The sequence below is a fragment of the Asticcacaulis currens genome (genome assembly GCF_028550395.1).
In the GTDB taxonomy this organism is placed as follows: Bacteria; Pseudomonadota; Alphaproteobacteria; order Caulobacterales; family Caulobacteraceae; genus Asticcacaulis; species Asticcacaulis currens.
This window is the reverse complement of the sequence record NZ_JAQQKW010000009.1, coordinates 119,957-141,319: the sequence shown is the minus strand read 5'-3', so window position 1 is coordinate 141,319 and position 21,363 is coordinate 119,957. Positions and strand designations below refer to the sequence as shown.

The following is a 21,363-nucleotide window of genomic DNA, read 5'->3' as shown; positions in this document are numbered from 1 at the left end:
GCAATAACGCGAAAACGATTTTAGCGAATCCCCGCGCCGTGTAAGGTTAGGCGCATGAAGCATCCCAAAGACATCAAAGCCCTCGTGCTTGACATGGCCGTGGTTGCCGTACCGAAGCTGATGGGCGTCCTGATGATGCTGGCTGGCGCCTTTTTGCTGGCCTCTGTTCTTTCCCCCATCGACCCGGAAGCCATGCCGTTCGTCCGTCAGTGGCTGCCGCTTGAGGTGGTGGAATTGTCGCACGTCGCCGGTGTGGCGACCGGCGTGTTGCTGCTGTTTGCGGCGCGCGGCCTGTGGGAGCGTCTGGATTCGGCGTGGTACATGGCGCTGGGTCTGCTGATCGCCGGGGCTATCCTGTCGATGACGCGGGAACTGGCCTTCGGTGTGGCGGAGGTGATGATCCTCTGTGCCCTGTTGCTGTTGCCGTGCAAGCGGGCCTTTACGCGGCGGTCGCGCCTGATGAGCCTTACGCTCAAGCCGATCTGGCTGCTGGTGACCGCCACCGTGCTGATCCTTGTGGCCACGGCGGGATTCTACTTCTATGAGCGCACCCCCTATGCGCACGAGCTGTGGCAGCGCTTTGCCTATGAGGCCAGCGTCTCGCGCTTCCTGCGCGGTCTGGTGGTCATTGCCGTGACCGTGGCGCTGTTCGCCCTTTATCGTCTGTTCGGCTTGGCCCACGCCACGCCGGACCTGCCCGATGACGAGGATCTAGAAGACCTGCGCAGTGTGGTCGGACTGGCGCAGGACCCGCAGGCGTGGCTGGCCCTTACCGGCGACAAGCATATCCTGTGGAATGAGGAGCGCACCGCCTTTGCCATGTATGGCGTATCCGGCCGCAACTGGGTGGTGTTGTCGGCGCCGGTCGGCCCTGCCGAAGAGGTGGAAAAGCTGGGCTGGCGGCTGAAAGAGATGGCGGCCCTGGCCAATGCCAAGCTGTCCATCTATCGCGTGACGACGGAGTTCCTGCCTCTGGCCATTGATCTGGGCTTAAGGCCCTTCAAGATCGGCGAAGAGGCGCTGGTGCCCGTGCAGAGCTTCGATCTGGCCGGCAAGAAGGGCTATGGCTTCCGGCAGGTGTGGCGCAAGTTCGAACAGGCCGAGGCACAGTTCGAAGTGCTGCACCCGGAGGCGGTCGAAACCCATCTGCCGCGGCTGAAAGCCATTTCTGACGCCTGGCTGGAGGAAAAGAAGGGGAAGGAAAAGGGCTATTCTCTGGGCTATTTCGATCCCGACTATATCCGCCTGACGCCCATTGCGGTCATTCGTATCGGGGGCGAGATCATGGCCTTTGCCAATCTGTGGGCCGGTGAGGGGCGCACGGCCCTCAGTATCGACCTGATGCGTTATACGCCGGAAGCGCCTCCCAATATTATGGAGTATCTGTTCCTGCGGCTGATCTTTTACGCCCGCGACGAAGGCTATCAATGGTTCAGTCTGGGTATGGCCCCGCTGGGCGGGCTGGAGGCACGGCCTTTGAGCCCCATGTGGAACAAGATCGCCGCCCTGATCTACGCCTATGGCGGCGAGATGTACAATTTCGACGGTTTGCGGGCCTATAAGGAAAAATTCAAGCCCGTGTGGAAGCCGATCTACTTCGCCGTTTCCGGCAATGAAACGGCCCTGATGCCGGCGCTTCTGGCGGTGGTGCAACTGGGTGGGCGCGTCGATAAGGGCAAAGAGGCCTAAGCCTCTATCTCCAGCGCATGGCTGTGGGTAATGCCCTCGGGCGTGACGCGAAAGGCGTGGGCCAGAAATTCGACCCCGGCCTCACGCGCGGCCGCGTAGGCCCGGCCGAACGCCGGGTCGAGATCGCGCGCCACATCAAAACGAAACACATCGTCGCGCTGTACGCAAAAGACCACAACGGCGCGTTCGCCTGCCGCCACGCGCCCGATCAGTTCCATCAGATGCCTGGTCCCGCGTTCGGTCACGCTGTCGGGAAATTCCGCCAGTCCGGGGGTGCGGCTATAGTGGACGTTCTTGATTTCAACCCAGGCATCCGGTTGCTGCGCGTGCCCCTGCAACAGCCAGTCGATGCGCGAATTCTGCCCGTAGCGGACCTCCGGGCGCTGGCAGGCATAGCCGCGCAGTTCCGGCACTTTTGCGTCCCGGATCAACGCCCCGATCAGGCGGTTGGGCCATTGGGTATTCACCCCGACCCAGGTCTTGCCTTCACGCAGGGCCTCCAGCCGCCAGCGCAGTGTCTTTGCGGGGTCGGTTATCTCGCTCAAAAGCGCAGGCGTGCCGGGTGTCAGCAGCCCCAGCATCTTGCCGGGATTGGGACAATGGCTTACGACAGTTGCACCGGTATCCAGTTCGACATCGGCGAAGAATCGTTTGTATCTCGTTACCAGACGGCCTTGGTTTAGTCTGTGCGCGAATGGCATGAGCGGTTCCGGGGGCTAGAGCGAAATGACTTAAGGTGGAAACGCCATTTCGCTCTATATTTTTGTTTTGTCGCGATGTTTTTGCGGAGAACCGCTCACACTTTTCCGCACATCGCTCTAATGTTCAGGGTCGTGATAAGGAGCCTGCGTCATGACGGTCAATACAGAAAATCCCACCGCCGCTGTGGTCATCATCGGTGATGAAATCCTGTCGGGCCGTACGCAGGACACCAATGTCAATACGCTGGCCAAATTCCTCGGTTCGCTGGGCATCGACCTGATCGAGGTGCGCATGATCCACGACGATGCGCCGCAGATCGTGCGCACGCTTAACGAACTGCGCAGCGCCGTCGATTACGTCTTTACTACCGGCGGCATCGGGCCGACGCATGACGACATCACTGCCGACTGTGTGGCACAGGCTTTTGGCGTAACGATTGCCGAGCGCGAGGACGCGCTGAAAATCCTGCTGGACCGCTATGGGGGCGACGCGCGCCTGCTCAATCCCAACAGCCGCCGCATGGCGCGTATTCCGGAGGGAGCGTCGCTGATCCTTAATCCGGTGTCCGGTGCGCCGGGCTTTCAGATCGAAAACGTCTTCGTCATGGCGGGCGTACCGCGCATCATGGCCGGAATGCTCAATGACGTGGCTCCGCGCCTGCGTCAGGGGCAGCAGGTCAAGGCGCGCACGGTGAAGGCGACCTTTGTACCCGAAAGTCTGGCGGCCGACATTCTGACGGCGCTGGACAAGAAATATGCCGATCTGTCGCTGGGCTCCTATCCCTTCGGCATCTTCCCGGAAGAGTTCGGTACACAGCTCGTCATCCGCGGACGCAACCGCGAAGCCCTCGATGAGGCGTTTCAGGCCTTGCTCGACGGCCTGCCCGCCGTGGTCGAAAAAGCCCGCGAACGCTTCCCCGACGCCCGTTTTGAAGAAATCGTCACTCAGGATTGATCATGAAACTCAAGGCCATTCTCCTTATATCCGCCGCATTGGGCTGTGTTGCCGTGCCCGCGCTGGCCAAACCGAAGGCCGCTCCGGTCAAGACGGTTGCCGCGCCTGAGGCCGTCGAAGTCACGGCCGCGCGCCTGCGTGACGCGGCGCTGAAGTCGGACGTAGCCTATGGCTTTGTCTCTGACCTGACCACGCGCGTCGGCGCGCGTCCGGCGGGGTCCGAGGCGGAAAAGCGCGCGGCCTACTGGGCGGCCGAGGAATTGAAACGCCTGGGCTTTGCCAATGTGAAGGTCGAAAGTTTCCCGCTCAGCCTGTGGGTGCGCGGCCCCGAAAGCATCGAGATCACCGCCCCGTTCCCGCAGGCGCTGGTCGGTACTGCACTGGGACAATCGGCCGCCGGTGAGGCGGAGGCGGAGGCCGTGCTGTTCGACACCTGGCAGGAGTTTCTCGACTCCAAGGCCGACGTGACCGGCAAGATCGTCGTTCTGCTTCAGCCGATGGCGCGGGCCTCGAACGGATCGGGCTATGGCCGTCTGTCGGGCACCATTCGCGGGCGCGGGCCTCTGGAGGCTAAAAAGCGCGGCGCGGTCGGTTTCGTCATGCGTTCGGTCGGCACCGATACCCACCGCTTCCCGCATACCGGCACCACGGCGTGGCAAGGGGAGGGCGGCCTCCCGTCGATTGCGCTCAGCGTGCCGGATGCCGAGGCGATCAGCCGCATCAAGCGCTTGCAGGCCGAAGGCAAGGCAGGTCCGCTGCGTCTGAAGATGAAGACGGGTGGCAGCTTTCCCGGTGTGGGGGAGTCGCACAATGTGGTCGCTGATCTGATCGGCAGTGAGCATCCGGAAGAGGTCATCGTCGTGGGCGGCCACCTCGATAGCTGGGATCTGGGCACCGGGGCCATCGACGACGGTGCGGGCATGGCGATCACTATGGGCGCCGTCAAGGCGATGGTGGATCAGGGGCTCAAACCCAAGCGCACGATCCGCGTGGTGTTCTGGGGCTCCGAAGAGGTCAATCAGCCCGGCGGCAACCACTCGGCAGGCGGCGCGGCCTTTGCCAAGACGCGGGAAGGCGAACTGTCTAAATATGTGGTGGCGGGCGAGTCCGATTTTGGTGCGGATAAGGTCTATGCCATCTCGCTGCCGGAGACGGAGGACAAAACCTTTGCCGTTAAGGTCGCCAATGCGCTGGCCCCGCTGAGCATCTATGTCGATGCGACGGCCAAACCCGGCGGCGGGGCGGATACGGCACCGCTCCACGAAGCCGGCGTGCCGGCTATCGACCTGAAGCAGGACGGTTATGATTATTTCGATGTCCACCACACGGCGGACGATGTGCTGGATCGCATTGACCCGGCGCAAATGCAGCAGAATGTGGCGGCCTGGGCGGCGACCCTGTGGCTGATCGCCAATACGGATGTTACGTTTAAGGCCCCGGCAAAATAGCCAGAGCCTGACAGCGGTCATAAAACGGGCGGAAAACCGTTTACAGTTTTCCGCCCGTTGCTATAAGGGCCGACCGGTTTGCGGGCATGGCGGAATCGGTAGACGCAACGGACTTAAAATCCGTCGGAGCAATCCATGCCGGTTCGAGTCCGGCTGCCCGTACCATTTTTCCACGCACATTCACGCTCGCCGCTCAGCGGAGCGGCTAAGGCTGAAATATCAGGCGGCGACCATGCCGCGTTGCGACTTCACCGCCTGTTCGGCGATAGGCTGCAGGATGCGACCCAGGCCATCGACGTAGAGGCCATAAAGGCGCGCAAAGCCGCCCATATGATCCTGAAGCGTCTCAACCGTAGCGGTCTGAAGATTGACCATATCCTGTACGGTACGCACGCCCATGGCCTGACGCGACAGGCGGTCATAGTGCGAAATCGACTGATTGCCGAGTTCAGTCATGGCCTGATTGAGTTCTGACATCAGGTCGGCCGTCTGATGACCGGCGGTGACGCAGGCCTTCAAGGCTTCGCTGCCCATTTCGACGCTGCGCTGGCTGAGGCGCTGGGTTTCGGCCTGCGTGCGGTTCAGGGCGTCCTGACCGATCGCCATGCCGCGTTCCGTGGACTCCTTCACGGCGTCGTGTGTGCGGTGCAAGGCCTCGGAGGCCGCAGAGGTGGCGGTCTGCGCCGCACCGCTCAGGGTGTCGGCAGCCTTTTCGACGGGTTTTTCAGGCCAGTTTTGCGGCGTTTTCAGCGGGTCCATAGTCGCATCCTTTCAGTCGGCTACGTGCAGGCATAGCCAGAGGGGAGAAGGGCAGGGTGAGGCCGGGGAGGCGGCCTCTGTATAGCCCTTTGTCCGTAAGGATGTTGCGGTGCTTCCCGCAAAGCCGGGTAAGGATTGCCTAAGGCGTATCCGGTCAGGCGCGTCGGCCGTAGGCGGCATAGAAGGCAGCGAGGGCGGCTTCGACTTCAGCTTCGATTTCGACCTCGTCCGGTTCGGGGAGGTAGTTGAGGAAACGCGCCTTTTGATAGCGGCTCTGACACAGGGCGATAAACTGATGCGCCGCACGCAGGCTGTCTTCGATGACGAATTCGCCGGCGGCAGCGGCCTGAGCCAGGAAGTTGGCGACATTGCGCGCCCCGCGCAGCGGGCCGTTCTCATAAAAGGCCCTGCCAATGTCCGGCCAGCGTTCCGATACGGCCATGATGACCCGGTAATTGCGCATGGTCGAGTCGGACGTCACGATGCGCAGATACTGACGGGCCCAGCGGCGCAGGGCTTCGCGATACCCCCCGCCATCCACCTCAAACGAGTCGATCAGGCGCGCATGGATGGCACAGTGGCGATCCACAAAGGCTTCGAACAGTTCTTCCTTGTTTTTAAAGTAGTTATAAAGGGTGCCCTTCGATCCGCCCACACGGGCGGCAATCGCCGACATGGAAGCCGCGTCAAACCCTTCTTCGAGGAAAATCCGACTGGCCACATCCAGTATGGCTTCGCGACGGGCGTCCTTGTCGGGACGGGATTTTAACTCTTGCATCTTACCCTCGGTGTGAGGCCCGTCCTGATTTCAATACGATCGGGCGCGTCACGTTTTTAATATGTGTCGCCGGTACATCAGCTTTTCGCAGTGCGGAAAAAATTGCTGACCGTACCGTACGGTTCGATTGACAATATAGCGATCGCATCGTATATGCGCAACCTATAAATGACCGTACCGTACGGTTCGAAAAACTGAGGGCGTACCTGATGTTTGTATTGAAACGATCTTCGACGGTGTTGCTTCTTGGCGTTTCCGCTCTGGCGCTCAGCGCCTGTGCGGCCTTGCCGAAAAGCGAGCCCGTCTCTCCCGTGCCGACTGCCGCCGCTGTGCCTCAGGACATGCTGATCGGTCGCTGGTGGGAGACCTATAAGGACGCGCAACTGACCGATCTGGTCGAAACGGCTTTGCGCGACTCTCCCAATCTGACCGCTGCCGCCGGGCGGCTTCTGAAGGCCCGCGCGCTCGAAGATACCCAGAAGGCGACGCTTTATCCCACGGCGACGGCCCTTGGGGCCTCCCTGCAGATGGGCGGCAAAAATCCTGCAATCGATTCACTGACGCTCGGCGGGATCAATTTCGGCTGGGAGCTGGATTTCTGGGGCAAGAACCGCGCCGGGGTAAAGGCGGCGGTGTCGGCCGCCGAGGCCGCCCGCGCTGACGGACAGCAGGCCGTGCTGGTCCTTTCGACCTCTCTGGTCAGTGCCTGGTTTGAGCTGGGCCACATGTACAAAGACCTGGATGTTGCCGAACGCAATCTGGCCATCCGCACGGACACGCAGTCTCTGGTGTCGCAAAAGGTCGAGGGCGGTCTGCGCCCGCGCGCTGAGCTGGAACAGGCCCGCGCCAATGTCGCCAACAGCAAGGGCGAAGTGGCAGCGCTGAACGAACGCATCCTCATCCAGCGTCATCTGATTGCGGCTCTGGCCGGTCAGGCCCCGGCCTTCGGGGAGACCCTGCCGAGACCCGTCCTGCCCGATACGCACGATTTCAAAGCGCCGGCGCGTATTGATCTGGAGCTGGTTGCCCGTCGTCCGGACGTGGCGGCGGCGCGGGCGCGGGCGGAACAGGCCGTGCACGGCACGCAGCGCGCCAAGGCGTCCTTCTATCCCAATGTCAACCTGATGGCCTTTGCGGGCAAGGTGTTCCTCAACGACCTGTCCGGGTCAGGCATGGACGCCATCAATGCCGGCCCGGTGATCAGCCTGCCCCTGCTCGAAGGCGGCAAGCTGCGCGCCAATCTGCGCGGCGCCGAAGCGGATCAGTCGGTGGCCCTGGCCAGCTATAATCAGGCCGTCATCAACGCCATGCAGGAGGTCGCCGATACCGGTGCCAGCCAGACCGCGCTGAGCGAGCGACTGAGCCTGTCCAACGAAGCCCTCGCCGCCAGCGAGGAGGCCTATCGCATGGCCCGTCTGCGCTACGAGGCGGGCTTGAGCGACTATGCCAGCCTGCTGGTCATCGAACAAAATCTCCTGTCGCAGCGGACCGCCAATACGGCCCTGCAAAGCCGCGCTCTGACCCTCGAAGTCGCCATGGTCAAGGCGCTTGGCGGTTCCTACTGATTTCCACGCTGAAGAAAAAGTGACGCACCATGTCCGATACTGAAAACACCCCGCCCGTTACGCCGGCTCAGACGTCCCCCGCCAAATCCAATGATCGCCGCCGTCAGCTTCTGACCGGTCTGGCCGCCGTTGTGGCCGTGGGCGTGCTGGGCTACGGCGCCTATTACATGTTTGTCGGCTCGCACTATGTTTCGACCGACAATGCCTATGTCGGGGCCGAAACGGCGCAGGTCAACGCGCTGGTCGCCGGGCCGGTGGCCCGCATCCTCGTCAAGGAAACCCAGACGGTGAAGGCCGGTGACGTGCTGCTGGTCATTGACGATGCCGATGCCAAGATCGCCGTGGAGTCCGCGCGTGCGGCTCTGGCCTCCGCCGAACGCCGCGTGATGGGCTACTACGCCAACGACAAGGCGCTGGGGGGTCAGATGGGGGCCCGCGAAGCCGACATCGTGCGCGCCGATGCCGGAATCAAGGCCGCTGAGGCCGAGGTGAACCGCACCAAATTCGAGTTCGAGCGTCGCAAGAACCTCGCCACCAGCGGCGCCGTGTCTCAGGAAGAAGTCGTGGCGACCGAAAGCGCCTATGCCGCGGCCATCGCCAACCTCAATGCCGCCCGCGCCGCCCGTATTCAGGCGCAGGCTGCGCTGGCTTCGGCCGAAGGCAACCGTCAGACCAACGCCACCCTGATCGCGGGCGTCAAGCCGGACGAAAACCCGGAGATCATGGCGGCCCGTGCGCGTCTGGCTTCGGCGCAACTGGCGCTGGAACGCACCGTCGTGCGAGCCCCGATGGCCGGGGTTGTTACCCGCAAGTCGGTTCAGGTCGGCCAGCAGGTGCAGATGGGCTCGCCTCTGATGTCGGTGGTGCCGATTTCGCAGGCCTATGTCGATGCCAACTTCAAGGAAGTTCAGCTTAAAAAAGTCCAGCCGGGTCAGGAGGTTGAGCTGACCTCCGATCTTTATGGCGAGGGCGTCAAATACAAGGGCAAGGTCGTCGGCGTCTCCGGCGGTACGGGCTCGGCCTTTTCGCTGATCCCGGCGCAGAACGCTTCGGGCAACTGGATCAAGGTCGTGCAGCGTCTGCCGGTGCGCATCCAGATCGACGAAAAGGACCTTAAAGAGCATCCGCTGCGCGTTGGCCTGTCGATGAAGGCCAAAATCGACGTGTCGAAGTAATGGCTGAATAATACCAACGGCCGAAGATACTGACCGCATCCGGCCGTTGGTATAAGGCCCCCTCCCACGGCTTTGCCGCCACCGCCCCTGTGCGCAGGGGCGTGTAAACGAGAGGGCATCACATCATACCTCCCCATTTTGGCTGCCGCCGAGGCTGGGGAGGGGGACCTCGGCCGCGTTAGCGGTCGGGGTGGTGGGAGCCTGGCTTCCACCACCCGTTCATGGAGCGCGCCTTATGGCCTCATCTTCTTCCTCTGCCGGACCCGCACCGCTGACCGGCGTGTCGCTGGCTCTGGCCGCCGTGGCGCTGGCGCTCGGTACCTTTATGCAGGTACTCGACTCGACTATCGCCAATGTCGCCTTGCCGACCATCGCCGGTAATCTCGGCGTCGCCTCCGATCAGGGGACGTGGGTTATCACCTCCTTCGCCGTCGCCAACGGTATCTCGGTGCCACTGACCGGCTGGCTGATGATGCGCTTTGGCGTGGTGCGCACCTTTGTCGTCTCGGTGGCCTTGTTTACGCTGGCCTCGTTCCTGTGCGGTATCGCGTGGAACCTGCCGTCGCTGATCCTGTTCCGCATCCTGCAAGGGGCGGTGTCCGGCCCGATGATTCCGGGCTCTCAGGCCCTGCTGATCATGATCTTCCCGCCCGATAAACGCTCCACCGCGCTGGGGGTGTGGTCGATGACCACCCTGGTCGCCCCGGTGCTAGGGCCCATTCTGGGCGGCTGGATCTCGGATAATTTCGCATGGGAATGGATATTCCTGATCAATGTGCCGGTAGGAATCGCCTGTACTTGGATCTGCTGGCGCTTCATGCATAACCGCGAAACCCCAAGCGTGGCGCGTAAGCTAAATATGGTGTCCTTCTCGCTGCTGGTCTTCTGGGTCGGGACTCTGCAACTGGTGCTCGACACCGGTAAGGACGCCGACTGGTTCAACTCGGTCCATATCGTCATCCTGTCGCTGCTGGCCCTGATCGGGTTTTTGGCCTGGCTGATCTGGGAACTGAACGAAAAGAACCCGGTGGTCGATCTGTCGCTGTTCAAAAGCCGCAACTTCGCCTTTGGCGTAATCGCGCTCTGTGCGGCCTATGCCGTCTTCTTCGGCAATAACCTGCTGATGCCGCTGTGGCTGCAAACCAACATGGGTTATGTGGCGACGTGGGCGGGTCTGGCCGCCGCGCCATCGGGTGTGGTTGCCGTCTTCCTGACGCCGTTCGTCGCCAAGATTTCCAACCGTATCGACGCGCGCATCATGGCGACGATCTCACTGCTGTTGTTTGCCCTGTCCTTCTATATGCGCTCGCTCTATGCACCTGATATCGACTTTGGCCACCTGATCCTGCCGATGTTCGTGATGGGGGCGGCGATGAGCGCCTTCTTCACCTCGATGATCACCGTGTCGTTCCGCGATGTCGCCCCGCACCAGATGCCGGCCGCGTCGGGGTTGTCGAACTTTGCCCGCATCACGGCGGGCTCATTCGCCGCCTCTTTGACCACCACCTTGTGGGACAACTACGAAACCCACGCCCTGAATAACATCTCAGGGGCCATGACGGGTGGTTCGGGCGGTGGTAATTCCGGCGGTGCCGGTGGCGTCGATCAGGTCATTAATCAGATGATGCAGATGGGCATGTCACAGGCGCAGGCCGTGGCCGCCATCACACGGCAAGTCAGTCAGCAGGCCTATCTGCTGGCGACGGTCGACATCTTCCGCATCTCGTCTATCATTATTCTGTGCCTTATCCCCCTGATCTGGCTCAGCCGAAAGGCCATGGCCAATGGGCAGGTCCACGCAGCGGACTGATCTTCATATAGGCTGAAAAAAAATAGAGCCGCCGGAAAGATTCGTCTGGCGGCTCATTTTTTTTTTGGGTTCACACAGCATGAGTTTTCTTCGGTGGGTGGAACTTCCATCGTATTTTGATCACGTCGAACGAAGCGAAGTGAAACTGAGGGCGCGCAGGGGGGAGGCCGCGTGGCTTGAAACTGCGGGCCGATGAACAAGAACAAGCTACGAGGCATTACAGCCCATGGCGAGCCGTCCCGAAACCACAAATATATTGTGATCTTGGGGACCCGGCTAAAATTTTTCCGTTATGCGTTGAAGGGGCCTCCTAATTGGGAAGGTCCCGCCTAGTGCTCGCCGACGAGCGCGTCTTTTTCTCGATTAACTAGAGAATGAGACGGTGGTCGAGTCATGTCCCATGGAATCAGAACCCGATCCAATGCGCCCTCTTGAACTGACGGTTATGTGTTAAATCAAATTACCGGTTAGATTTCCTAGAAGTGTCGTGACAGGTAACCTCCAGATATTGACCAGTTGAGCCCGCTAACGTGAGACGCTAATGCGTTCAGATCAATTGCATCCAGATCGAAATACTTACGAGATGGACTCTAGAATTGAGGTGCGTATACAGAGGATGACTTTCTGGAATAAAGAAACCCCCCACCGGTAACCCGATGGGGGGCTTGTTTTTATTGTCTCGAAAGTTCTTAGAACTTCGCGAACAACGAAACCTGGAAGGTACGGCCAATCGAGCTATAGATCGAGCCGACGCGCTCGTCGACGAAGCGAGTATTGGCCACATTGTTAACGTTCAGCCTGACCTCCGCCTTGTCCGTGATGTCGTACCCGAGGAACAGGTTGTAGATCGCGTAGCCATCACGGTTGAGGTACGGATAGGCCTCAAGCGTCCAATCCACGCCACCGTTCTTATATACCGTAGAACTCACGGTGTTGATGTTCAGGCTTGTCGAGAACTTGTCACGGCTATAACCAATCGTGGAGTTGGTCTGCCATTCCGGATAGTCCCAGCCGCCCACATAGTCCTGCAGGTCAGCGGGCTGACCGGATGACGTATAGCTGTATTCCAGTGTGCGATAGGCGTTGCTGTTCAAGCTAACACGGCCCCAGTTACCTTTCAGCCCGAATGTGTCCGCAATATCGAAGCGATATTGAACCACAATATTAACCGAGCGGACATTTTGCTTGGCCAGGTTTAGATATGTCGACTGCCAACCATCTCTGATTGTAAAATCAAGGCTGGAGTTCGGTGCGGGGTCGCTCAACTTGTTGTAACGTACGAATGAACCGCAGGTGTTCGTACCGTACGTTGCACTATTGTCAGGGTAAGACGGCGAGTCATAGCAGAAGTTTGCGAGATCAGTGAGAGACACGCGGGTCAGCATGTCCTGAACCTGAATATCGACGTAGTCTGCTGATATGCACAAGTTCTTCACCCAGCGCGGCGCAAGGATAAACCCAGCTGTCCAGCTTTTTGCCGTCTCCGGACGCAGGCCGGTGTTACCAAAGCGAGCGCCAAGGAGGCTGAGTGACGCCGGAGCGTAGGTGTTTAGGAACCCATTAGCATCTGCCTCGTTTGTCGCATAACCATATTTGATTAGGTCATTGACGCAGTTAGCCTTACGGATTGTTGGGTTAGACGAGCTATTGATGTTGGTCAGGGTACAGGGATCAGTAGGCGTGGTGAATGCCGGCTGTCCACCGAGGAACAGCTCAACACCATCCGGCTGGCGGATCGACCTCGTGACGTTTCCGCGGAACGAGATGTCCTTGACAGGCGAGAAGGTACCGGCCAGCGAGAAAATCTGGGCCGTGTCCCCTTGATAACTTGGGGTAGTAAGCGCACCTACACGACCTTCGGTTGCGCTTTGACGATAGTACTCCGGCGCACTACCCTTCTGACGCGACCAGCGCACCGAGGGGTTGATTTCCAGAGAACGCACAAAAGGAAGCGTGAAATCACCGCCAAACACAGGTATGTTTAGCTCCAATCCGAGTTCCGTTGCCTCAGTTTCATAGTCGGTCCTGGCGATTGAAGCCGAACGCGTGCGACCGAACTGCGAGATCTCATCCACACGGTATTTATTTTCCGTGGTGCGATGTTCTGCGGCCAGAGCGAAACCTACAGGACCGCCAGGCGCCTGGAATATGTCCGTGGTTGCCGAGCCTTGCAGGAAGGTCTGGACATTCTCGAACGCATACGTCTGATTGGCAGTTACATAGGCCTTTGCGGCATCGGACATTTTGCCATAGCCAAATGGATTCAATGGCTGACACTGGTCAATCATATCTTGAGTGACCGTCGGCTGGAACACGATTTTTGCTACGCGACCATCCGGCTGGATAACGTCTACGAGGTTTTTCGCCGTACCAGAAAGCGGCCGACCAAGATAAGAGCTCGGCGTCGTTTTGGCTCGACATACGATGTCATTACCAACTTTAACGACGTCAAGAGCCAACTGATACTCGAGGTCTTTGATTCCCTTGAACTTCACATCGCCTTCGGACTTTCCGTAGGTGTAAGATGCATCAAACTTCCATGGATGGCCGGCCACTTCGAAATTGCCTTTGAGCCCTTGGGTAAAGTTTGAAGTATTGGTTTTACCAAAAAGCGGGTTATCACCCAGGATATCCTGATTGGTGCGACCGAAGATGAAGCTGCCGTTCGTGGCGACCGCATTGGAGGCTGTCAACAGTGCTTTCGAGGCATCAGACAGGTATGGGTTGCTTATATTCATAACCAGGCTGGACGTCTCAGTACCCGTCGAAGTGACCGAGTTAGCTGAAGCTGTATTTCGCGGCAGAACTGTTTCCGTGCGCGAAAGGATGTTCTGTGTGTAGAATGTTAGATCATCATTGATCTTGTAGGTCGCAAATAGTGACACGATGTTACGAGTCTGCTCGTTTTGAAGCAGATTGTAGTAGCTGCTATCAAACCCGTTCTGAGCCGCGCCAAAAACCCCCTGCTGGGTTGGGGACAGGTTGGAAAATGAATAGTTTTCGGCCTCACCGTTCGCGTTGAACCGGACCGGCTTTGCAATGAACGGGAACAGATTCCTGGTCGCTGGATCCGTGTTGGCCACACGCGGAACGTTCGGGTACAGCGTTCCGAGGATCAGATTTATATCAGTGTTCGGGTTAGCTGCGAGATATTCGCGAAGCGTAGGTAATTTGCTCTGAAGGACGTTCACCGCCAACGCGTTCAACTGACCGGACGTAAGGCCCGCTGGAGGTGTGATGCCGTATTTTGTGAATACAGCGGCTGGAGTTACACCGGACGGCAGAGTTGTTGGTGCGAAATTCGGAAAAGTTCCCGACGCAAATGTTCCGTAAAGCCCATTCCCAGTCGGAGTTCCCGGCACGAGCTGTGAAGCTGCCGAGAAGCCAAGCGGCGTTGTCCCCCAAATACAAGTTGTGGCATTAAATGCCCCTGTGAAAGTTACATTCGGTGTACCTGGAGCAAAGGTGCTACCTGGGCAGGTCAAGCCCGCGGCGGCTGTGGGGGTGAAGACAATACCGGACGGCCAGACGGTTGACGAGCGGCTGTTATAGGCATAGGCGTTTGAATTGATGCCGTCATCTTGCGACCTAAGGAAAGCACCATTATTCTGTCCTGGTACGTCGATAATCGCGTTCGGAACGAAATTTGGATTGCGCTTGGAGCCATTGGCAAAGTTTGTAACGCCGACGGCAGTGTCAATAATCCACGGACGCGCATCTGCATACAATGCGTCTGTCTTATTGTACTCATATGCGATGGCGATGTTACCCTTGCCATCTGCGAAATTGCGCCCATGCAAGACGTTGAAGCTGTAACGACCTGCGTCGCCCTTTTCGGAGGCACGGTAGCTGACGCGGGCTTCAGTTCCCACGTATTTGTCTTTGATAATGTAGTTGATGACGCCGGCGATTGCGTCTGAACCGTACGCGGCAGCCCCGCCCACGGTCAGCGTATCGACGCGGTCAATCATCTGGGTTGGGATGCCGCTAAGATCGACTTGCGAACCCGCGTAGTTGCCAGAAACGAAGAGCGTGGCCGCATTAGAAGAGACGACGCGGCGACCGTTGACAAGGGTCAAGGTGCGTTGTGGCCCAAGCGCCAAAAGGTCAGCGAAGGCCATCCCGAGGCTCGAGGTTTGACCGCCGTTGTTGCCGTAGGGGCTAGCACCGGAAGAGACCATCGGCTGGCTGAGGACGACATCGTACGCATTTGTAAAGCCGCGCTGAACGATTTCTTCCTTAGTGACTTGGATCCCTGGCACTGTGCCGTCAAATTGCGGGCGCTTGATGCGCGTCCCGGTAACGACGACTTCCTGAATGTCCTTGCTTGGTTCAGATGCGGTCGTCTTGGGGGCGGTGTCTTGGGCGTGAGCTACGCCACCGGTCAGGGCCGTAGCCAGAACGCCCGTCAGCACTGCACTGCAAAACGAGGTCGTACCCAACAGGCCAAGTCGCTTGGTTTCTTTTTTCACACTCTATCTCCGGGTTATCGGCTTTTTACTGCGCTGATGCCAGCCTTGACGGCTGTTGAAAGGGTATAACGCATCGGTGTCGCCCGGCCGTCAATCTCTTGCCACAAAATTGTCAATTACGAATGAAACCTGTTTCAATAAGGTCACACAGGCAACTATGACATTCAAAGTGGGTTGTTAGAACCTTCGGCAAAGCCTTTGTCTTTCACCCTTTCCCTGTCTTTACAGGGGTATTAGTTAAAAAAAGCCTCTGCACAGCTTAAGTTCGCTTCGCGCGAAATGTGGCGCAAAGGTGGTTAAAAGGCGGCATTGCTACTCAATGTGGTGTGAATTATATCGTTGATATGTGTTTTGCGGCGCACAATAAGCAGACCGTGCGTGAGGTGTTTGCCCTGTATCGCAAGCTGGTTTAGCGTGGTGGCGGTGTAATGGCGGTCGCGGATGAACGGCTATATTCTTTTACTGGCAGCTGCGGCCTATGTGGCGGTATTGTTTGCCATCGGGGCCTGGGCCGAAGGGCGGGCGCGGCGTGAGGGCGGGCGTTCGCCGCTGAGACTCCCGGCCTACGCCCTGTCGCTCGGTGTCTATTGTACCAGCTGGACCTTCTTCGGGGCGGTTGGTTCGGCGGCCGGGGAGGGGTGGAGCTTCGTGCCCATCTATCTGGGGCCGATCCTGTTGTGGGTGTTTGCCGCCCCCTTTCTGACGCGCCTCATTGCCGCCGTGCGCGCCGAAGGGGCGACGTCGATTTCGGACTTTATCGGGGCGCGATTCGGCAAGAGCCGCGGCGTGCCGGCGCTGGTGACGCTGCTGGCCCTGTTCGGCACCATTCCCTACGTCGCTCTGCAATTGCGGTCTGTAGGCACCAGCTTTGCGGCGGTGGCGGGAGGTGAGCGTTTATGGCCCATGACCCTGACGGCGCTGGCTCTGGCTCTGTTTGCCATGCTGTTTGGCACGCGGCACTATGTGGCCTCCAGCCGGAATGAAGGCATATTCTACGTCATCGCCACCGAATCTCTGGTCAAGCTGGTGGCGCTGGTCGCCGTGGCCGGGTTTGCCATCCTCGCGATTATGAGCGCGCCGTCTGAGTTTCGTACCGCCGGCTGGGCCAGTTTTTCCGCCCGCTTTGCGCCGTCTCAGATCAATCTGGACTTTGGGGTCATGACACTTCTGTCGATGGCCGCTGTGGTGTGCCTGCCCCGTCAGTTTTACACCGCGGTCATCGGGGCCGACCGGCCGGAGGACGCGAAGAAGGCGCGCTGGCCGTTTGTGGGCTATCTGCTGGCGACGCTGGTCGTGGTGCCGCCCATTACGCTGGCCGGACTGACCCTGCTGGGGCCGCAGGTGCCGCACGACCTGTTCGTGCTCAACCTGCCCTATGCGGCCGGACTGGCCGGCCTGACCCTGCTGGCCTTTATCGGGGGCTTTGCGGCGGCGACGGGCATGGTTCTGGTTGAGACCATCGCCCTTTCGACCATGATTTCCAACGACCTGATCGCGCCCTTCCTGCTGCGTCACCGCAGCGCCTCGGCGGCGGCGGATTTCGGCAAGCTGATGCTGTGGGTGCGCCGCGCCTCGATCGCGGCGGTGATGGGGGCGGCCCTGACCTACGCCCTGTGGGTGCCGCCGGGGCAGCAACTGGCGGTCATTGGACAGATCGCCTTCGCCGCCATCGCGCAGTTTACGCCGGCCCTGCTTCTGGCCGTCAATGGCAAGGCGCGAGATGCCGCCGCCATTCAGGCCGGCTTGCTGGCCGGGCTGATCGTGTGGACCTATAGCCTGTTCTGGCCGACCATAGCCTCGCCGCAGTGGCTTGAAGGGGCGGCCCTGACGCTGTTCGATCCGCAGGGCCTGTTCGGCGTAAAGGCCCTGTGGCCGGACCTCAATCCGCTGGTGCACGGGGTGGTGGCCTCGCTGGGGGCCAATGCCGCCGCCTGGGGTCTGGCCTCGGCTTTCGGGCGCACCCGCCCGGGCTTTGGTCTGCGCCTGACGCCCAGTGTGCGACAAGGCGCGGTCCACAGTCTGGGGCAGTTGACCACGCTCACGGCGCGATTTGCCGGGCCCGAAGCGGTCGCCGAAGCCTTTGGCCGCATACAGGACCACGCCCCCATCGACCGTGCCGCCGTGCGCCGGGCCGAGCGGCTGATCGCCGGGGTGGTCGGCGCGCCTTCGGCTCACGCCATCGTGTCGTCCGCTCTGTCCGGCACGGCGATCAGCGTCGATGAGGTGGCGCGTCTGCTCGACCGCTCGGGCCAGAGTTTGCAATTTTCACGCGGCCTTCTGGCGGCGACGCTGGAAAACATCGACCCCGGCGTCAGCGTGGTCGATCAGAACCTGCGGCTGGTGGCGTGGAACACGCGCTATCTGGAGCTGTTTCAGTACCCCCCTGAGCTTGTGCGTGTCGGCACGCCGGTGGCCGAGCTGATCCGCTTCAATGCCGAACGCGGCGAATGCGGGCCGGGCGAGGTCGAAAGCCACGTCGCCCGCCGACTGGACCACATGCGGCGCGGCACCCACCATGCCTTTCAGCGGCGGCGCAATGACGGGCGGGTGATCCGCACGGTCGGCGGCCCCATGCCCGGCGGCGGCTATGTCATGTGCTTTACCGATGTGACGGGCGAGGCCGACGCCCTGTCAGCGCTGGAAACGGCGCGCGCCGAGCTGGAAAGCCGCGTGGAGCGGCGCACGGCTGAGTTACGTCTGGCCAATTCGGCTCTGGCGCGGGCGACCGAGGAAAAGACGCGCTTTCTGGCGGCGGCCAGCCATGATCTGCTGCAACCGCTGCACGCCGCGCGCCTGTTTACGGCGGCTCTGGCTGAGGAGACGCAAGGCGAGGCGCGGGCGCTGGTCGAAAATGTCGAACGCTCGATTGAGGCGGCGGATGCCCTGCTGAAATCCTTGCTCGATATCTCCAAGCTCGATGCCGGGGGCGTCACGCCGCGCCCGGTGCGCTTCGACTTGTCGGTTCTGGCGCGGGATCTGAGCCTGATCTTCACGCCCCTGGCGGCGGAAAAGGGGCTGAGCCTGCGCCTGATCGCGCCGTCGGTCTGGGTGGAGACCGACCGCACTCTGCTACGCTCGATCCTGCAAAACTTCCTCTCTAATGCCGTGCGCTACACGAAAACCGGCGGCGTGTTTTTGGTGCTGCGACCGCGCGCTGAGCAGGTGCGGATCGAGGTCTATGATACCGGCGTCGGCATAGCCGAGGCCGATCAGGACCGTATTTTCCGTGAATTTGAGCGGCTGGGCGTATCGGGTGAGGCCGGGGTCGGGCTGGGGCTGGCCATTGTCGAGCGCACGGCGCGCCTTCTGGGGCTGCGCGTCGAGGTGCGTTCGCGCCTGGGGCGCGGCAGCCGTTTTGCCGTGACCCTGCCGCGCGTTGCGGCCGTTGAGACCACGACGGCGGCACCGGTGCTGATTAACGCCCCGGCGCGGCGCGTGCTGATCGTCGATGATGAGCCGGCGGTGCGTGAAGCCATGTCGGCGCTGCTGACGCAGTGGGGGTGCGAGGTGCGAGCGGTGGATGACACGCAGGTGGCCCTCAGTCAGGCCGAAACCGCCGACTGCGCCCTGATCGACTATAATCTGAACGAGGGTCAGGACGGTCTGTCGCTGATCCGGCGCTTGCGCGGGCGTAATCCAGACCTGCGCGTCGCTCTGATTACCGCGGACCGCGACCCGGCGACCGAGGCGGCCGCCGAGGCGGCGGGCGTGCCGGTGTTTGCCAAACCCGCGGAGCCCAAAATCCTGCGGCAGTGGTTAGGGGTTTAACCCTCTATCCCGATGCCCAGAGCGCGGGCGGCCAGTACGGCCTGAGTACGGTTTTGCACATCCAGCTTGCGCATGATGGCGGTCATGTGCGCCTTCACCGTGGCCTCAGAAATACTGAGGTCGTAGGCGATCTGCTTGTTGAGGCGTCCCGCCAGCACGCCCAGCAGGACGCGCAACTGCGTCGGGGTCAAGTCGGCGACCTTGGCGGCGACCGTATCGACCTCCGGGTCGGCGGGCGGCGTGTCGCTGATGCGCCCTTCCAGAGCGTCGCTGATGGCCTCCTGCATGCGCGGCAGGGGCTGATCCTTGCCGATAAACCCCACGGCTCCAAAGCGCCGGGCTTCGCGCGCCGCCTTTTCGGCTTCGGCGGCGGAGACGACCAGCACGGGCACATGCGGCACCTCGGCGTGCAACAGGGCCACGCCGGAAAAGCCCTCGGCACCCGGCATACGCAGATCGAGCAGGACCAGTTTGAGGTTGGTGGCCTGACGCACGGCTTCCAGCGCCGCGTCCAGCGTACCGGCTTCGAGGATATGGGCGTCCGGGCGGACCTTGCGCGCCGCCAGTATCAGAGCCTGACGAAAGAGCGGGTGATCATCGGCGACCAGAATGGAGGGTGCCGAAGCGGGAAGGGGGATACTCAAGACGAAACCTCCGGCCGCATTCTTTTTATTATTGAAAATGCTGGCGCACCCAATCTGTACCCTTGCCACTTACATGTCCAGACCCAAGTGCGGCTATGGGACGCATTCCGTACCTTCATTCGACCAAGGTCTTAACGACCAAGGTCGGGGGCCGTCTCGACCAAGGTCGCCCTTCAATTCCGGCCCCTTCGGTCTGATCCTCTGTCTCACCGCTGCCCATGCAAAACACAATAAGGGCAAACAAAAGCGGGGAGGTTCACATGCGATATACCCTGATCGGCCTGACCTCTGCGGTCGGGCTGGCGCTGGCGGCTGGCTCCGTCAGCGCGCAACAGACCGCGCCGTCTGAGGCGGCGGCGCTCGAACAGAGGCTGGCGGCGATGGAGGGCGAGATGAGCCGCCTGCGCGCCGAACTGGCCGGGCTGAAGGCGGAAAAGGCCACGCCGCCCAGCCCAACCCAACAGACCGCTCCCGTCCAGACCCAATCCTTCCAAGCTACCGGGCCTGCCGTGTGTTTCGGCGGTTTTATCAAGACCAATGCTTTGTTCAGCCGATACGATTCCGGCGATCTGGCTACCGGATCGCTGGGGCGCGACTTCTACCTGCCGTCGCAGATTCCGGTAGGCGGCGTCCGCGAACACATCGACGCCGATTTCATCGCCAAGCAGACCCGACTGACGGTGTCGATGGACAGCGGTTCGGGCTTAAGCGGCTATGTCGAGGCTGATTTCCAGACCACGCCCGGCGGCGGCAGCGAACGCACCACCAATGGCTATAACCTGGCGCTGCGTCGCGCCTATATCACCTATGGCCGCTGGCTGTTCGGGCAGGACTGGACGACGTTTCAGAACGTCGCCGCCCTGCCGGAAAGCACGGACTTTGTCGGCCCCACGGAAGGCACGGTCTTCGTGCGTCAGCCGCAGGTGCGTTACACGCTGCCGCTGGGGGCGGGGTATAGCCTGGCCGTAGCGCTGGAAAACCCCGAAACGGCGTCGATTACGCCCACCGCCGCGACCCTGATCGAAAACGACGACGACCGCCTGCCCGATGTGACGGCGCGTCTCAGCCTTAAAAAGCCCTATGGCGATTTCGCGGTGGCCGTTCTGGCGCGACAACTGGCCGTCGATAATGGCGCGGTGGGGGCCACCGCGTCGGGCTACGGGCTCAGCCTGTCGGGCAAGGTGCCGTTCGGTACGAAGTCGCGTCATGATCTGCGCTTTATGCTGACCGGCGGGGAAGGGATCGGGCGCTATGTCGGGCTCAACTTCGCGCCTGATGTCGTCTATGCCGGGACGCAGGGCGCGAAGATGGAGGCAGTCGGCATCACCTCTGGCTTTGCGGCGGTGAAACTGGGCTGGACGCCGCGCCTGCGTTCGACCTTCGCGGCGTCGTTCCTGAGCGCCGACTATCCGGCAGGCAGCCCGGCTCTGGCGTCGAAATCGGCACAAAGTCTGGCCGCCAACCTGTTTTTCACGCCGGTTAGAGGGCTCGATCTCGGTATCGAACTGCGCACGGGTAAACGCGAACTGTTGAATGGCCAGAGCGGACGGCTGGACCGCCTCGAACTGGCGGCGAAATACGCCTATTGAGTTGGGGTGC

At 60.9% G+C, this 21,363-nt stretch carries 13 protein-coding genes and 1 tRNA gene; 9 read left to right on the top strand and 5 right to left on the bottom strand.

What is annotated here, in order from left to right; all coding sequences use genetic code 11:
• Positions 1-54: 54 nt before the first annotated feature.
• Positions 55-1,689, top strand: coding sequence for a phosphatidylglycerol lysyltransferase domain-containing protein (locus PQU94_RS14780; protein ID WP_272742203.1), 1,635 nt, complete (start codon positions 55-57; stop codon positions 1,687-1,689).
• On the opposite strand, the gene sfsA is transcribed toward PQU94_RS14780, so the two are convergent.
• Entirely contained in the window at positions 1,686-2,390 is a 705-nt protein-coding gene (gene sfsA, locus PQU94_RS14775) for a DNA/RNA nuclease SfsA (protein WP_272742202.1), read from the bottom strand. The two genes, PQU94_RS14780 and sfsA, sit on opposite strands and share 4 nt — an antisense overlap.
• 151 nt (positions 2,391-2,541) lie before the next feature.
• Here sfsA and PQU94_RS14770 point away from each other — a divergent pair, with 151 nt between their 5' ends.
• The 3 genes from PQU94_RS14770 (at position 2,542) to PQU94_RS14760 (ending at position 4,958) form a co-directional block, all read left to right on the top strand.
• Positions 2,542-3,345 carry a competence/damage-inducible protein A gene (locus PQU94_RS14770; protein WP_272742201.1) on the top strand — a complete coding sequence of 268 codons (804 nt, stop codon included), beginning with the start codon at positions 2,542-2,544 and terminating at the stop codon, positions 3,343-3,345.
• A gap of 2 nt (positions 3,346-3,347) precedes the next feature.
• Complete coding sequence (locus tag PQU94_RS14765; RefSeq protein ID WP_272742200.1) at positions 3,348-4,793, top strand: M20/M25/M40 family metallo-hydrolase; 1,446 nt, start codon at positions 3,348-3,350, stop codon at positions 4,791-4,793.
• Positions 4,794-4,873: 80 nt separating this feature from the next.
• Positions 4,874-4,958: transfer RNA gene (locus PQU94_RS14760), tRNA-Leu, on the top strand.
• Between the two features lie 54 nt (positions 4,959-5,012).
• On the opposite strand, the gene PQU94_RS14755 is transcribed toward PQU94_RS14760, so the two are convergent.
• Together PQU94_RS14755 and PQU94_RS14750 are read right to left on the bottom strand one after the other, a co-directional pair.
• Positions 5,013-5,552, bottom strand: coding sequence for a phasin family protein (locus PQU94_RS14755; RefSeq protein ID WP_272742199.1), 540 nt, complete (start codon positions 5,550-5,552; stop codon positions 5,013-5,015).
• A gap of 154 nt (positions 5,553-5,706) precedes the next feature.
• Complete coding sequence (locus PQU94_RS14750) at positions 5,707-6,330, bottom strand: TetR/AcrR family transcriptional regulator (RefSeq protein ID WP_272742198.1); 624 nt, start codon at positions 6,328-6,330, stop codon at positions 5,707-5,709.
• Between the two features lie 209 nt (positions 6,331-6,539).
• Here PQU94_RS14750 and PQU94_RS14745 point away from each other — a divergent pair, with 209 nt between their 5' ends.
• The 3 genes from PQU94_RS14745 to PQU94_RS14735 all read left to right on the top strand — a co-directional run bounded on the left by PQU94_RS14745 (position 6,540) and on the right by PQU94_RS14735 (position 10,880).
• Positions 6,540-7,895 carry an efflux transporter outer membrane subunit gene (locus PQU94_RS14745; protein ID WP_272742197.1) on the top strand — a complete coding sequence of 452 codons (1,356 nt, stop codon included), beginning with the start codon at positions 6,540-6,542 and terminating at the stop codon, positions 7,893-7,895.
• Between the two features lie 29 nt (positions 7,896-7,924).
• Positions 7,925-9,070, top strand: a complete 1,146-nt coding sequence (locus tag PQU94_RS14740) for an HlyD family secretion protein (RefSeq protein WP_272742196.1) — start codon at positions 7,925-7,927, stop codon at positions 9,068-9,070.
• A 235-nt stretch (positions 9,071-9,305) separates the two neighbouring features.
• On the top strand, positions 9,306-10,880 hold the full coding sequence (locus PQU94_RS14735; RefSeq protein WP_272742195.1) for a DHA2 family efflux MFS transporter permease subunit: 1,575 nt from the start codon (positions 9,306-9,308) through the stop codon (positions 10,878-10,880).
• A gap of 689 nt (positions 10,881-11,569) precedes the next feature.
• Here PQU94_RS14735 and PQU94_RS14730 read toward each other — a convergent pair.
• On the bottom strand, positions 11,570-15,352 hold the full coding sequence (locus tag PQU94_RS14730) for a TonB-dependent receptor domain-containing protein (protein WP_272742194.1): 3,783 nt from the start codon (positions 15,350-15,352) through the stop codon (positions 11,570-11,572).
• A 441-nt stretch (positions 15,353-15,793) separates the two neighbouring features.
• Here PQU94_RS14730 and PQU94_RS14725 point away from each other — a divergent pair, with 441 nt between their 5' ends.
• On the top strand, positions 15,794-19,120 hold the full coding sequence (locus tag PQU94_RS14725; RefSeq protein WP_272742193.1) for a hybrid sensor histidine kinase/response regulator: 3,327 nt from the start codon (positions 15,794-15,796) through the stop codon (positions 19,118-19,120).
• Here PQU94_RS14725 and PQU94_RS14720 read toward each other — a convergent pair.
• Entirely contained in the window at positions 19,117-19,764 is a 648-nt protein-coding gene (locus PQU94_RS14720) for a response regulator transcription factor (RefSeq protein ID WP_272742192.1), read from the bottom strand. The genes PQU94_RS14725 and PQU94_RS14720 overlap by 4 nt on opposite strands.
• Positions 19,765-20,024: 260 nt before the next feature.
• On the opposite strand from PQU94_RS14720, the gene PQU94_RS14715 reads away from it, so the two are divergent.
• Positions 20,025-21,353, top strand: a complete 1,329-nt coding sequence (locus tag PQU94_RS14715; protein WP_272742191.1) for a DcaP family trimeric outer membrane transporter — start codon at positions 20,025-20,027, stop codon at positions 21,351-21,353.
• The last annotated feature ends 10 nt before the right edge of the window (positions 21,354-21,363 follow it).

Coding starts and splice junctions, on each gene's coding strand:
- PQU94_RS14780 (WP_272742203.1), top strand. CDS start 55: ATGAAGCATCCCAAAGACATCAAAGCCCTCGTGCTTGACATGGCCGTG.
- sfsA (WP_272742202.1), bottom strand. CDS start 2,390: ATGCCATTCGCGCACAGACTAAACCAAGGCCGTCTGGTAACGAGATAC.
- PQU94_RS14770 (WP_272742201.1), top strand. CDS start 2,542: ATGACGGTCAATACAGAAAATCCCACCGCCGCTGTGGTCATCATCGGT.
- PQU94_RS14765 (WP_272742200.1), top strand. CDS start 3,348: ATGAAACTCAAGGCCATTCTCCTTATATCCGCCGCATTGGGCTGTGTT.
- PQU94_RS14755 (WP_272742199.1), bottom strand. CDS start 5,552: ATGGACCCGCTGAAAACGCCGCAAAACTGGCCTGAAAAACCCGTCGAA.
- PQU94_RS14750 (WP_272742198.1), bottom strand. CDS start 6,330: ATGCAAGAGTTAAAATCCCGTCCCGACAAGGACGCCCGTCGCGAAGCC.
- PQU94_RS14745 (WP_272742197.1), top strand. CDS start 6,540: ATGTTTGTATTGAAACGATCTTCGACGGTGTTGCTTCTTGGCGTTTCC.
- PQU94_RS14740 (WP_272742196.1), top strand. CDS start 7,925: ATGTCCGATACTGAAAACACCCCGCCCGTTACGCCGGCTCAGACGTCC.
- PQU94_RS14735 (WP_272742195.1), top strand. CDS start 9,306: ATGGCCTCATCTTCTTCCTCTGCCGGACCCGCACCGCTGACCGGCGTG.
- PQU94_RS14725 (WP_272742193.1), top strand. CDS start 15,794: ATGAACGGCTATATTCTTTTACTGGCAGCTGCGGCCTATGTGGCGGTA.
- PQU94_RS14715 (WP_272742191.1), top strand. CDS start 20,025: ATGCGATATACCCTGATCGGCCTGACCTCTGCGGTCGGGCTGGCGCTG.